The sequence below is a fragment of the Spirulina sp. CS-785/01 genome (assembly GCF_028330525.1).
Classification (GTDB): Bacteria; Cyanobacteriota; Cyanobacteriia; order Cyanobacteriales; family Spirulinaceae; genus JAQMSD01.
In genome coordinates this window covers 1-13,612 of record NZ_JAQMSD010000246.1, presented here as the reverse complement: position 1 = coordinate 13,612, position 13,612 = coordinate 1, and the positions used below count along the sequence as shown (strand labels likewise).

At 47.3% G+C, this 13,612-nt stretch carries 11 protein-coding genes; 2 read left to right on the top strand and 9 right to left on the bottom strand.

Annotated features, from left to right (window positions below; translation table 11 throughout):
• The first annotated feature begins 165 nt into the window (after positions 1-165).
• Positions 166-369: a hypothetical protein gene (locus tag PN462_RS16060; protein ID WP_272129828.1), complete on the top strand. Its 204-nt coding sequence runs from the start codon at positions 166-168 to the stop codon at positions 367-369.
• Positions 370-522: 153 nt separating this feature from the next.
• Positions 523-1,914, top strand: coding sequence for an argininosuccinate lyase (argH, locus tag PN462_RS16055; RefSeq protein WP_272129827.1), 1,392 nt, complete (start codon positions 523-525; stop codon positions 1,912-1,914).
• A gap of 322 nt (positions 1,915-2,236) precedes the next feature.
• Here the strand turns inward: argH and PN462_RS16050 are convergent, their stop codons facing one another.
• The 9 genes from PN462_RS16050 to PN462_RS16010 form a co-directional block, all read right to left on the bottom strand.
• Entirely contained in the window at positions 2,237-3,250 is a 1,014-nt protein-coding gene (locus PN462_RS16050) for an L-histidine N(alpha)-methyltransferase (protein WP_272129826.1), read from the bottom strand.
• A 215-nt stretch (positions 3,251-3,465) separates the two neighbouring features.
• The gene (gene plsY / locus PN462_RS16045; RefSeq protein WP_272129825.1) at positions 3,466-4,119 is read right to left on the bottom strand and encodes a glycerol-3-phosphate 1-O-acyltransferase PlsY; all 654 of its coding nucleotides are present in this window, start codon (positions 4,117-4,119) and stop codon (positions 3,466-3,468) included.
• A 370-nt stretch (positions 4,120-4,489) separates the two neighbouring features.
• Positions 4,490-5,905 (bottom strand): DUF3086 domain-containing protein, encoded by a 1,416-nt coding sequence (locus PN462_RS16040; RefSeq protein WP_272129824.1) that lies wholly within the window; start codon positions 5,903-5,905, stop codon positions 4,490-4,492.
• A 40-nt stretch (positions 5,906-5,945) separates the two neighbouring features.
• The gene (locus PN462_RS16035; protein ID WP_272129823.1) at positions 5,946-6,338 is read right to left on the bottom strand and encodes a DUF3119 family protein; all 393 of its coding nucleotides are present in this window, start codon (positions 6,336-6,338) and stop codon (positions 5,946-5,948) included.
• A 212-nt stretch (positions 6,339-6,550) separates the two neighbouring features.
• Positions 6,551-7,339: an MlaE family lipid ABC transporter permease subunit gene (locus PN462_RS16030; protein ID WP_272129822.1), complete on the bottom strand. Its 789-nt coding sequence runs from the start codon at positions 7,337-7,339 to the stop codon at positions 6,551-6,553.
• 246 nt (positions 7,340-7,585) lie between these two features.
• Positions 7,586-10,729 (bottom strand): methyl-accepting chemotaxis protein, encoded by a 3,144-nt coding sequence (locus tag PN462_RS16025; RefSeq protein WP_272129821.1) that lies wholly within the window; start codon positions 10,727-10,729, stop codon positions 7,586-7,588.
• Positions 10,730-10,952: 223 nt separating this feature from the next.
• Positions 10,953-11,495 carry a chemotaxis protein CheW gene (locus PN462_RS16020; protein ID WP_272129820.1) on the bottom strand — a complete coding sequence of 181 codons (543 nt, stop codon included), beginning with the start codon at positions 11,493-11,495 and terminating at the stop codon, positions 10,953-10,955.
• A gap of 315 nt (positions 11,496-11,810) precedes the next feature.
• Entirely contained in the window at positions 11,811-12,176 is a 366-nt protein-coding gene (locus PN462_RS16015; RefSeq protein ID WP_334310466.1) for a response regulator transcription factor, read from the bottom strand.
• A 73-nt stretch (positions 12,177-12,249) separates the two neighbouring features.
• A partial coding sequence (locus PN462_RS16010; protein WP_272129795.1) for a response regulator occupies positions 12,250-13,612 on the bottom strand: 1,363 nt, incomplete at its 5' end.

The window sequence follows — 13,612 nt, the reverse complement described above, 5'->3', positions numbered from 1 at the left end:
GGGCAGAGGGCAGAGGGCAGAGGGCAGAGGGCAGAGGGCAGAGGGCAGAAGGAAGGAGGAGGTTTGCCTAAACAGAAGGTTAGATGCTTCTAGAAATTTCTGTGGGGTTGTGATAACGGTAATGTAATCTAACAGTGAGTCGGTTATAGAGATCAAGGTGTGAGTATGAGTAGTGTACACAGTGCTTTAATTCTGTTTCTTGGACAAATTCCCATCGATCATGTAGTTTTAGCCCAAGATATCGAAGACCCCCAAATTCTTAGTCAAATTCAGTCTTGGTTTGCCAATTTCGTTGCTTCTGGCCAACTTTGGGCGTTATGTATTGGTTTTATCATTGGTTTTGCTTTCCGCAGTCTCACGGCATCTTAGCGGGTTGGTTGTTGGTTGTTGGTTCTTGGTTGTTTGTGCAAGACGCGAGAAACTGGGTTTCTGTATCAATGTTTAAGATTTTGCACAAAATGAGGATAAGAAAGAAACCCGGTTTCTCCCCCAACCCATTACTCATTACCCATTACCAAAATTATGACACAATCGAAAACTTGGAGCGATCGCTTTGAAACTGCATTACATCCTGCCATTGCTCGCTTTAATGCCAGTATTGGCTTTGATATAGAGTTGATCGAGTACGATATTCAAGGTTCCATTGCCCATGGCAAAATGTTGGCGCAGACGGGGATTATTAGTACCGAGGACGGCCAACAGTTAGTGACGGGGTTAGAACAAATCTTGATTGAGTATCAAGAGGGAAGGTTTACTCCGGGGGTGGATGCGGAGGATGTGCATTTTGCGGTTGAACGGCGTTTGACGGAGTTGGTGGGGGATGTGGGGAAAAAACTGCATACGGCGCGATCGCGCAATGATCAAGTGGGGACCGATGTTCGCTTGTACTTGCGATCGCAAATTGAAACCATCCGTCAACAACTCCGGGAATGGCAAAATGTCTTATTACAGCAGGCCGAACAAAACGTAGAAACCCTCATTCCCGGTTATACGCACCTACAACGGGCGCAACCCCTCAGCCTCGCCCATCACCTTTTAGCCTATTTTCACATGGCACAGCGCGACTGGGAACGCTTAGGGGAAGTGTATGAACGCACCAATATTTCCCCGTTAGGCTGTGGGGCCTTAGCCGGGACGACTTTCCCCATTGACCGCCATTATACGGCGGCAGAATTACAATTTAGTAAAATTTACGCTAATAGTTTAGATGGAGTCAGCGATCGGGATTTTGCTGTAGAGTTTCTCTGTGCCGCCAGTTTAATCCTAGTTCACCTCAGCCGACTCAGCGAAGAACTGATCCTCTGGACTTCCCAAGAATTTAATTTTATCACCCTCAAAGATAGTTGTTCTACGGGGTCTAGCATCATGCCCCAGAAGAAAAACCCCGACATCCCCGAATTGGTCCGGGGTAAAACTGGGCGAGTCTTTGGACATTTACAGGGAATGTTAGTCCTTATGAAAGGACTCCCCTTGGCTTATAACAAAGACTTACAAGAAGATAAAGAAGCCATTTTCGATGGGGTAAAAACGGTTCAAGGCTGTTTAGAGGCCATGACCATTTTAATGCGAGAGGGGTTAGAATTCCGCAACGAACGGCTCAACCAAGCCGTCGCGGAAGACTTCTCTAATGCAACGGATGTGGCGGACTATTTAGCCAGTAAGGGCGTTCCCTTCCGCGAGGCGTATAATTTAGTGGGCAAAGTCGTGAAAACCAGTTTAGCGGCTGGAAAACTGCTCAAAGATTTAACCCTAGAGGAGTGGAAGGAATTACACCCCGCTTTTGAGGAGGACATTTATCAAGCTATTTCTCCTCAACAAGTGGTTTCGGCCCGCAATAGTTACGGGGGAACTGGGTTTGAACAAGTCCGCCATGCCATTAAGGCCGCCAAGGAACAGTTATCCGGTGAAGCGTAGCGTAACCCAAAATCCTCAAACAATTAACAATTAACAATTGAAAGTAAAGTTAATTGTAGGTTGGGTGAAGCGCAGCGTAACCCAAAATCCCCCAAACAATTAACAATTAAAATTGGTTCTTTGTTGTTTGTTCTTGGGTAAGTATTCAGATAATGCTACCTTTATATGCCTTGGGTTAAAACCCAAGGCTAATAGCTGAAACCCGTTAAAACGGGTTAATATAAAACGGGTTAATAGATGTAACATTCAGCCAAGGTGCGTTCCCCTGCGGGGTTTCCGGTTTCCTTGCCTCACAAGCAAATGAACACTTTTTCAGCAGACTCTAAATATTAATGTTCGTATTTTTATGGCAAATTAACATAACTCTCGAAAGTAATACATCTAAATTGTAAGAATTTACATTTAATCCTGCTGTCTGACAGTCTTCAATTAAAGACTGCATTTTGTTATTATTGTCAATTTCATAACAATAATAACGATAAATATTAAACCGTTCACCTTTCGGGAAATGCACAGTTTTAAGTGTTCCAGCACTCTCAATTTTAACTTGATAATCTTCTTTAAAAATCAAGTTTGTTAAAAACGTATTCGTTGCTTGATCAAACTTCCCTTCAATTTCAATATCTTCCGGTAAAATATCCAGTAATTCTGCGATATAATAGGCAACATCAACCGAAATATGATCTTTAAGGGTATATTGGTCTTGAGAGTCTGTAAACCGCAGAGAACAAGTTAATAGTAAATATTCCCCCTCTCCTAATGACTTTTGAAGATTTTTTAAAACTTGAATCCGGTTTTCATTATTACCAATTGTTCCCCCAATATAAATCCATAAATTTTGACCTTGGGGAGCAAGTTTTTCAGGATTAATTATTTCTAATACAGACTGGGTTTCCAAGTCTCCTTGATACCCCAAAAACGTGAGATCAGGAAACCAATTTTTTAGGTTAGTTTCAGCCAATGAGAGCATTTCTCGGCTAATATCAATGGCAATATATTGGGTTAAGAGTCCCGCTTTGGTGAGAATATCCACTAAGGTTTTAACAGGTTCAGCATTGCCAACTCCAATATCAACAATAGTCAAGGGTTCAGTTAATTCTTGTTGTTTATCTATCCACAAAAGTCCTTCTTTCAGGAATCGCGCATCACTTTTTAAGGTACTAAAAGCCGCTTGTTTTTGTTTCTGTATAATTTGTTGCCAATTCTCAATAATTTTACCCCGATAAAACCATTTAAAGGGGATAGTCTGATAGTTTTGGATATGCTGAACTAAGTTGTTAATTTCCTGACCGGAAAATAAATGATAAAATTTTGGTGTTGCCTGAACTTGTTTCATTGAATTTATTATAGCAGTAATCAGCATCCGAAGGCAGAGGGCAGAAGGAAGGATAAAGGAGGAAGTTTGCCTAAAAAACTAAAAAAAGGGTTGTTTTTTCTTTTTTCTTTGTGAACAAGAGAACAGGGAATTATCAACCAATTACTAATTACTAATTATTCATTATTAAAAAAGACGCGATTCCTCGCGCCTCTCGATCCCAAAATTCCCTTAATTTAATGACTTTCGACTTCTTGGGTAACTTTTTGCCCGATAGAGGGTTCTGTACCCGCTAACAGTCGTTCAATATTACTGCGATGACGTAGAATAACATACAATCCTGCAACGGCAGCAAAGAGGCAGTAGGGAAGGGGTTCATTAAACAGTATCATCAAGGCATTAACGGCAATTGCCCCGGCTATTGACCCCAAGGAAACAATGCGCCATGTCCAGAGAGTGGCGGCAAATACCGCAATTGTTCCCAAGGCTGCCGGAGGACTCATGACTAATAATACTCCGATACTCGCGGCCACGGATTTTCCGCCTTTAAAATTCAGCCAGACGGGTTTACTATGGCCCACAATGGCAATAATGCCAGCTAGGGTGACTAACCAAGGTTTCCAACTCAGAGGTAATGCACCTCCTAAGTTAATGGCATAGGACAAATGCACCATTGCGATCGCGGCCATTCCTTTCAACATATCCAACAACAATGTAGCCAAGGCCGCTTTCTTCCCCACCGTCCTCAGAACATTGGTTGCTCCGGTTGACCCCGATCCTTGTTCGCGGATGTCAATGCCTTTTAGCGATCGCGCCATTAGGTATCCGGTTGGAATAGAACCGAATAAATAGGCAACAAGTAACAGGAGTCCACTGATAATCCAAACCACCGAAACGATCCCTCTAACTTACAACAAATTAACCCAATTGCCCTCAAACAGCATTGCTTTACCCCCTATTTATAGTCTCTCTGCTGATTCCCGAAACCGACTCGCTGTGTAAGGCTCTCCCTTCAAAAGACTGAATATCTTGCCGTTTGGGGCATCTGATCACCAGTCTTTCCCAAAGCAGCCTCACCGCAGACCCCTAAAATACAGGTTTAAACAGCTTTACTGCGCAAGAGAGTATAAACAGCCCCTGAGAGTGATACCTAACCAACTTGGAAAAGATAGCTTCCCTTTAGCTCGGAATGGGTAATTTCTTTACGGGGATCAAGGACAACTATCTTTGTCCACTCCAATTTTAACAGTTACTACGCCCTTAATAAACATAGCTCGACATTTGACTCGGATTCGGTGCAAAGGCGATCCATAAGGGGAATTGCAACAGAGCCAAATTAATCATATCTTCTGTTTCATCCATGACGATGATCGGCAATTGCCCATTATCCACCAACCGTTCCGCTTTCTGAACTAAGGCTTCAGGCGACTCAAATAAACCTATACCACGAGAGGGGCCAAAATCGCTACGCGAAATCCCCAAACAATCTTGGAGCCCTCTACGCCACTCGCCCAAGCGTTCCGGGGAATTAGCCAACACCAACACCCGCACGCGCTCATCGTATAACCGCCGCAAAATCGAAATAGCCGCCGAAGCCACTAAAATATTTTGCAAACGACTGCCCAGAGAGCGAATGGCCCCCCGGCCTCCTTTTTGAAAGAACCAGTCCTGCACTCGTTCCGCGTGGACGGGTTCAAAAGTGCGCCGCAGTTGCCAAGGGGGCCCGTAATAGTCCGGCATAGTGCGATATTGGTCAATAATTTTACTGACCTGTCGCCGTTGATCTTGAAACGTATCCTTAGCGAACTTCGGGGTAGGAGTCTCCTCTTGGGGACGAGTGCGGGGGACTTCGCTACGGGAAGGAGGGGGAGGACTCGCGCTGGGGTCAGGTAAATCTAACTGTTCGGCGGTGGCCACTAAATCTTGTAAACTGCCCACCAAATAATCCTTAAAGCCTTTAACTCGAATGGCAATGTCTTGGGACACTCCAGAAAAGGAGGCTCGCATTTCTTCCCGGATGCGATCGCGCCGTCGCTCCAACTTATCCACAGAAATTTGTAAGGCTTGTTTTCTCTCCTCCAACTCCTGCACCCCTTCTTGAACCATCCGTTCTAGGGCCCCTTGAACCCCTGCCGTTTCTTCAGTGAGCAGTTGTTCTCGTTTCGCTTCTAACTGCGTAATTTCTTCCTCTAACTCGCGTTTCCGGCGTTGCAATTGTTCCACTGTAGCGGATAACTCTTGCTGTATCCCTTGTTCCGGGGGACTCTCTTGGGTTTGTTCATAAATCGCATCTAAGTCCACCGTGTCCTCCGTCTCCGATGCTGAAACCGGAGACTCTGAAACTGGAGACTCTGACACTGGAGACTCTGACACTGGAGACTCTGACACTGGAGACTCTGACACTGGAGAGTCTGACACTGGAGACTCTGAAACTGGAGAGTCTGACACTGGAGACTCTGAAACCGGAGACTCTGCCGCCCAATAATCTGAAACATCCGCCTCAGAGACCTCAGACTCACTCGAAGCAATTGGAGAAGACTGATCCTCTGCCTGCTGTTGCGAAGGACGGACTCGTTCGGAAGTCAGGGGAGGCAGAGGTTGTAAATTCTCCTCTGAAGTCTGGTTCGTATTGTGTTCTGAATTTTGTTCGGAATTGTGGGTGTCGTCAGAAGTCATCGATTACAACAGGTGAAAAGAATACAAAAAGCCGATATCCCTAGTCTTTCCGGGGTAAAGGCGCAAGACAGGTTTTCAACGTTTCTGGGTCAAAGAGAACCGGGAGAAAGTGAATACTGTTCACTTCTCGAAAATAAAACAAAACTGGCACATTATTCCAGAAGATACGCCAATTGCTCCAATCTTGGTAGGGAAAATGACGAATTAACGTGCCGGACCGATAGACCTCTAATGCCGTCTCTGTGAAGTGTAACCGAATCGTGGCCGCTTGGACGAGTAAAAAAAGACCGAAAAGCGCGATCGCGCCTCCAACCCAACGCTGCCAAAAAATCAAAGGAAGCGAACCCAGAATCAACACCAAAGGCAACCCATAACTCGGTTTTAGCTCAGTCGATTGAGTTCCTCCTGTAGCGGATGAATTAGTCGTTGTCATAACTCACGCAAGAAAAATCGGCACTATTCACTATTGTATGGGCTATTGGCGGTTTATAGTGGAGAGTTGATAGTTCTTGGAGAAAAAGGGAACAGGGAACAATTGGTTCTTTGAACAATTGGTTCTTTATTCTCCCCCATCAGCCCCTTGTGTCCTTTGTGTCTTTGTGGTTAAATTCCCCAACTCTCAACTCTCAACTCTCAACTCCCCCATCACCCCCCCGTACTTCCCAACGCATTACCCGTCCCTTGGAACATAATCCAAGACAAGACAAAATTTACAATAAAAATCGCCAATAGCGACGTAACCACCGCCGTAGTCGTGGACTGTCCTACCCCCTTCGCCCCTCCCGTCGTCGTCAGTCCCCAACTACAGCCAATCACCGCAACCAACCCCCCAAACACCACCGCCTTTAAAATACAACTCACCAAATCCCACACCCCCATAAAATTTTGCACCGAATCGAGAAAAACCGAGCGAGGGATACCATAAAGACTCGTCGCCACCACTAAACCCCCACCTAACCCCACAACCAAAGAAAGCAGCGTTAAAACAGGCAACATCAACCCACAAGCAATAATGCGAGGAATCACCAAATAATCAATCGGGTCCGTTTTCAACATCAAAAGCGCGTCAATTTGCTCAGTCACGCGCATTGTGCCAATTTCTGCCGCAAACGCCGATCCCACTCGGCCCGCAATCACCACAGCCGTTAAAACCGGGGCCAATTCCCTCGATAAAGACAACGCTAAAACGCCCCCCACCGCGCCCCCTGCCCCAAAATACAGAAATTCTCGCGCCACCTGAATGGTAAACACCATCCCCACAAAAGCGGCGGTGACTAGGGCAATGGTTAATGAACCAGGGCCCACTAACCCACATTGTTCAAGGGTGTTCCGTTGATTAATTTTTGCCCTTAGCAAATGCAACACCACTTGTCCCCCCAAAAAAATGGCGGAAACTAAGCGAATTGCCCAAGATCGCAAGCCAAAACTACTCATTTTTGGTAATCGGTGATTGGTAAATGGTAATTGGTAAATAGTAAATGGTAATCGGTAATCGGTAATTGGTATAACTCCCCAACTATCAACTCTAGCGTTTTCAAATGAGGTGTAAAACCCCGTGGGGTTTTACTCTAACAGTATCTGCCTGATTTTCTGTTCCCTGTTCCCTATTCCCTGTTCCCAATGCCTTACAAGTCAGTTTACAACTCTGATGAAAACGCTATATCAACTATCCACTATCCCCTAACTCTCCGTGTCATCAACACGGAAACGTTCCACAGAGGAGAGCAAGTCACGGGCAATTCCTACTAGGTTTTGTAGAGAAGATGCCACTTTTTGCGACTCTTGAGAAGTCTCTTGGGCCGTTAATTCCACCGACTGCATCACCTGGGCCACCGCCAAGGTACTCTCAGTCTGTTCCACTGTATCTGCCGTAATAGAACGCACTAAGGCATCAATGCGGTTCGACACCTGGATAATATCTTCTAAGGAACGCTTCGCCTGTTCGGCCCGTTTTGTCCCCTCAATTACCTGCTGTGTCCCTTCTTCCATGGCCTGCATCACCAAGCTGGTCTCACTTTGAATTTGTAACACAATCTGCTCGATGTCTTTCAAGGCTTTGGCGGAACGGTCTGCCAACTGGCGCACCTCATCCGCCACAATGGCAAACCCCCGTCCAGCTTCCCCGGCCCGTGCTGCCTCAATAGAGGCGTTTAACGCCAGTAAGTTGGTTCGGGAGGCAATGGAGGAAATGACCGCCACAATTTTAGAAATTTCTTGGGAAGATTCCGCTAAACGCTTGACTTTTCGCGTTGTTTCTGCTACGGTTTCCCGAATTTGTAGAATCCCCGAAACCGCGTGTTCTACGGCATCGCCGCCTTTCACCGCCACCGCCGCCGAGGAGCGAGCCACTTCTTCGGCTTCACGGGCGTTTTCTGCAACCCGGCGAATGGAGTCAGTCATCATTTGCACCGAGTTGAGGGTAACGGCTAATTCTTCAGCTTGTCGTAATGCGTCACTTTGTAACCCCCGTGCAAACTGTTCGTTATCCGACGCACTCTTATTCACCTGTTTAGCGGCGGCTGTCACTTGTTGGACAATTTCCCGCAGATTTTGAATAGTTAAGTTAAAGGCATCGGCAACCGCCCCTAATACGTCGGCTGTCACCTCCGCACGCACGGTTAAATCCCCTCGTGCGGCCCCTTCCACGTCGTCTAACAGGCGAATGACTTGCCGTTGTAAGTCTTCTTTCTGTTGTTCCGTTTCTTCGGCCCGCCGTTGGGCTTCGCTGGTGGTGGTTAAAATTACCCGCGCCATTTCATTAAACCCGGCGGCTAATTGGCCAAATTCATCTTCGGCGTAAATGGTGGCCTTGGCGTTAAAATCCCCTTGGGACACTGCATCAAATTGGGCTTGCAGGTCGGCGGTAGCTTGTTCAATTTGTTGAATGTTGGTACGGCCAAAGAACCACACTACACCACCCCCGACAGCCCCGCCTACTAAAGCCATAAGGGAGTTCCAGCCCATGGCGTAGGGGATAATCACGTCTTTTTTATCACTGGGGGCCCGACTAAAACTGACAAAGGAGAGCAGAGCTACGGCAAGGGCGGAGGAAATTCCGGCGGTGACGGCGGTGAACCAGTGTTTTTTCCGGAGGGGGAAGTTTTCGTACCATGCCAGTCGCCCTTGGCTCATTTCCGCGCTGGGTTCAACGATGCGATCTTTGGCCCGGGTGAAATTGGTGGGGGTAGTTTGGGCTTCCTCGCCCGCTTCGTCTTCAACTTCGACGGGGACTTCTTCGACTTCTTCTCCCCCCCCAGACGGGACAAAATCAAAGCCAGAGTCTTCTCCAAAGGCGGAGTTATCAAAACCCATCTCGGAGTCTGGCCCGGCGGAGGAGTCAAAGTCGGGCATATCTTCAATATCATCATTGAAGACATCGAATTCTTCGAGAAAGCCCCCGGAGTCTTCGGCGATGGGCGATTGGGTGTTCATATCCCCAAAGTCGGTGTCATCTCCGGCTTCTTGGCCAAATTCTTCAAAGCCGCTTGTGTCGAAGCTCCCGTCAAATTCATCAAAGCCAAAGTCTGACGGTTCACCAGTGTCTTCCTCTGCGTCGTCTGTGGCCCCAAAGGAGACGTTTTCGAGATTGTCGTCGAAGTCGTATTCCTGTGTTCCCATGTCTTGGGGGAAATCTAATTCACTGTCTGGGCCAGTGTCGTAGTTTTCGTCTTCGTAGTTTTCGTCTTCGTAGTTTTCGTCTTCGTAGTTTTCGTCTTCGTAGTTTTCGTCTTCGTAGTTTTCGTCTTCGTCCTCTTGAGCATTCTCTAATTCTTGAGAGGACATCAGTAGGGTTTCGGCTTGATAGTCTTCGTCATCAAAGTTAAAGTCGTTTTCTTCTCCAAAGAGAAGCTCGTCGTCTTCTACTTCGCTTTCCTCACCGTCTCCTCCATCGGGGGGAATGACGAAGGTAGAGTCCCCTTGGTCGTTGGTTTCGGGGACACTGCCTAGGGTTTCATCGGCATCAAAACCAAAGTCCATGTCCCCGAAGGAGTCTTCTTCTCCAAAGGTGTCTTCTGCCTCGTTCTCATTGGTGGCAAAGGGGGACTCGGTAAAGACGGTGGCATCTTCGTCACTTTCGCCACTGTTCCAGTCGGAGTTGTCTTCATTGTCTCCGAGGGCAAAGGGATCATAGGCAATATCTTCGGCGAAACTTTCGCTGTCTTCGTCTTCTGCATCAGGGGAAACGGCAAAGGGGTTGTCAAGTTCGTCACTAGCGAAGGGACTTCCGTTGTCGTTGTTGTGATAGCCGTTTTCGGCCCCGTTTTCGTTGTGATCAAAGTGACTACTGTTCAAGTCTAAATCGGTGAGGGCTTCACCGTCAGTGAAACTGGGGAAGCTGTCTTCTTCGCTGAGACCTTCCCGTTCATCATAATGGGCATCGGTGTCGGGGAAGTCGTCGATGAGATCATGGCCCAAGTCTTCTGATCCCAAGTCTTCTGATCCCAAGTCTTCTGATCCCAAGTCTTCTGATCCCAGGTCGTTGTCGAAATCTTCACTAAACTCCTCGAAGTCTTCTATGCCGTCTTCTGTGTCTTGGCCGGGGTGGGTTAAGCCGGCTTGGGCATCTTCAATGCCGTTGTTGGCATAACTGACAAAATCCGGGTCATCGGTGAGTTCTTTGACGAGTTGGTATTGTTCTTGGGCGACGGTGTAGTCTTGGAAGCCATAACAATAGATATGCCCCCGTAGGAGTTGTACGGCTGCGTCGTCGTCGTGATCTTCGGCGAGTCGGTCGATTATTGTGGCCGCTTGTTCATAATTTCCTTGTAAATAGGCGCGTTCTGCTTCTTCATATTCTTGTATATAGTCGGTTGGGTTGGCCATTGACTTTCTCCAACGTTCTGGGTAAATGGCGATTGGTCAGGAGGACAGGGGATAAAAATTTGCGAGTTATAAAACTTTTTCGTTAATAATAATAGCTTTATCTTCTAGATTTCATGGGCGCGATCGCAAGTTCTGGATGAATTCCACCTCCTTGGGGATTAGCTTTGGGGATTAGCTTTGGGGATTAGCTTTGGGGATTAGCTTTGGGGATTAGCTTTGGGGATTAGGTGGCCCAACGGGCAGAACGCAGGATTTTACCGGGATCTAGCAAGCGTAAGCTCTGTTGTTCCTTGGGGTTGAGAACCCATTCTCCCACAATAAAGGGGGTCATGCTGTCGGGAACGTTGCTGGCCGGTTGAATTTGTTCGTTGTCCAACCAGTCCATTTCCCCGATACCATCAATGGCTAAACCTAGTATAGTATCTTGATCTTCAACGGCAATGACCGGAATCTCGCTCCGTTGCGTATTTAAGGCCACCGGATCTCCTAAAAATTGCCCCAAGTCCGCTACCCAGATCACTTGCCCCCGTAAGTTCAGCGCACCCAGCAAAAGAGGAGAGGCATTGGGGATGGGGGTAATGCGGTCTGGGGGTTGATTCATCACTTCCCGAATACCGGGGGCGGGTAAAGCTAATTCAATCCCAGAGGGCAGAAAAAACCGTAAATGCAACTCGCCTTCGGGCGTTTCTAGCTTCTCAATATCGGGAGAGAGTTCCCCGTTGGCGTTTGGGTTTTGGGAGGAGAGAGAATCGGAATTCTCGACCATAATATCTGAGGATGGGTAAGGGGGTGGACGAGTTGATGACGGTTAGGGGCGGGTTAAGGGGAGTAGCTTAGTTGTGGGTGAACTCACCCACAACTAAGCTCCTTGCGTCGCTGTAGTTGGGGCTTCCTTATCCTTCCAAAGGACAGATAAAGTAACGGGAGTTCTCCGCTTGGATGAGGAACTTTTGCCACCATCCAACTGACCGTCATTTCTGCTGGTCAGTTTTAATTTTTTAGCCCAGTATCTAGCACCAATGTTATAACTAGCTGATAGATCGCAGTTATTCAGAAGGCTTTTTTGAGGCTTTTTGGGATTCTACCCCCGCAGCAGTTGTTTCACTGTGCCAATGAGTTCCATGGGTTGGAAGGGTTTGGCTATATACGCATCAGCCCCCTGACGCATTCCCCAGTAACGGTCAAATTCTTCTCCTTTGGAGGAACACATGACGACGGGAACGTCTTTGGTTTGGGGATCTGCTTTGAGACGACGACAAAATTCGTAGCCGTTCATTTGGGGCATTACGATGTCTAGGACGACGATATCGGGATTGTATTCCCGGATGCGTTCTAGGGCTTCTACGCCATTCCCTGCGACTTCTACGGTGAGACCACTCCCTTTGAGCAGATCGGAAATCATCTGTCGCTGTGCCATACTGTCTTCTACCACTAAAACTTTGCTCATATCTCGCTTCCTACCTGTTTTAGCCAATTGCAATTGCCAAGGCATCTATCTATTCATCATCCTACAAGATAAGCTAATTCGGCGGAGAGGATAACGGTTGCCCTTGACCAATATATTTTTCGATTAACATTAAGAGTTCACTTTCTCGAAAGGGTTTGGTGAGATAATCCGTTGCCCCCACTAAGCGGGCCCGCACTCGGTCGATAAATCCTTCTTTTCCGGTCAACATGATAATGGGGGTATGGCGAAATCGTGTTGAACTTCTCAGCATAGCACAAAGTTCATAGCCTTCGAGTTCCGGCATGGCGATGTCACATAAAATTAAGTCCGGTTGCAGGTGAAAGACTTCACTCAAGGCATTGAGGGGATCACTCAGGAAGGTGACTTGATACCCATGGGGGGTGAGCATATATTCAACGCTTTTGCTGAGGGTGAGTTCATCGTCAATACAGACGACATGAGGGGAGGTTTGGGGGCTTTCGGGAGTCCGAGACCGGAAATCATGGGGGCTACGGTCCACCAGTTGAATCCAGCCTTTCTGGACGTAGGGATAGATGGCTCTGGCGATGGCCACTAAATCCCGGCCTAAATATCGGGAGAGTTGCCGTAGGGAGGTTTTCCCGTCAGTCCACCGGATTAAATGTTTGTAGGATTTGGGGGGGAGGGCGGTTTGTAAGCGGTTTTTATCGGTGATGATGGGACATTGGGTGGGGGATTGGATATGGGGGTGGAATTGTTTCCATTGTTGGACTTGTTTAATAATGTGGGGGATTGAGGAGCCGATTTCGAGGGTGGTGAGTTGGGGGGCAATGGCTGACCCCATTTCAAAGTTAAAAATCCCTTGACGTAACCCTAATAGATCAAACAAGGTTTCAATGATCATCCGTTGCATAATATTCTGGCCTTGGGGTGGGGTAATGACACGCTGTTCCATCAATTGCCAGAGACAACCGTATTCGGGGGTTATGACGGCGGGTGAATAATTTTCCCATTGGGAGAGTTGCACTTCGGCTTGGTAATGGCGGAGATAATCTCGTAACCGTGCTAAATTACTACTGCTGCGATCGGCGGCATAGGCAATTTTCCCGTTCACGAAGAAGACAAACCAAAAGGGTTGAATGGGGGTATTGGGATAGGATAAATTCCGTCTGGCACTCTGACTCAGTGCGCTTCCATCAAAGCGAAGGTCAAAGGATGATGAATAGGTTTCGACAAACAATTCTCCTGTCCTCTGACCCAGTTCGATCAGTTGCAGGATACTACGGATATCAATTTCGTTAAGCGTTCCCTGCATGAACCATTCCCCTCTAAGTTTCGTGCGCATCCCGACCACAATGAATGGCACTTTAATGTATGATACGGGATGGACTGAACCAGTAATCAGTAATTCAGTAATCAGTATCCGAAGGCAGAGGGCAGAGGGCAGAGGGCAGAGG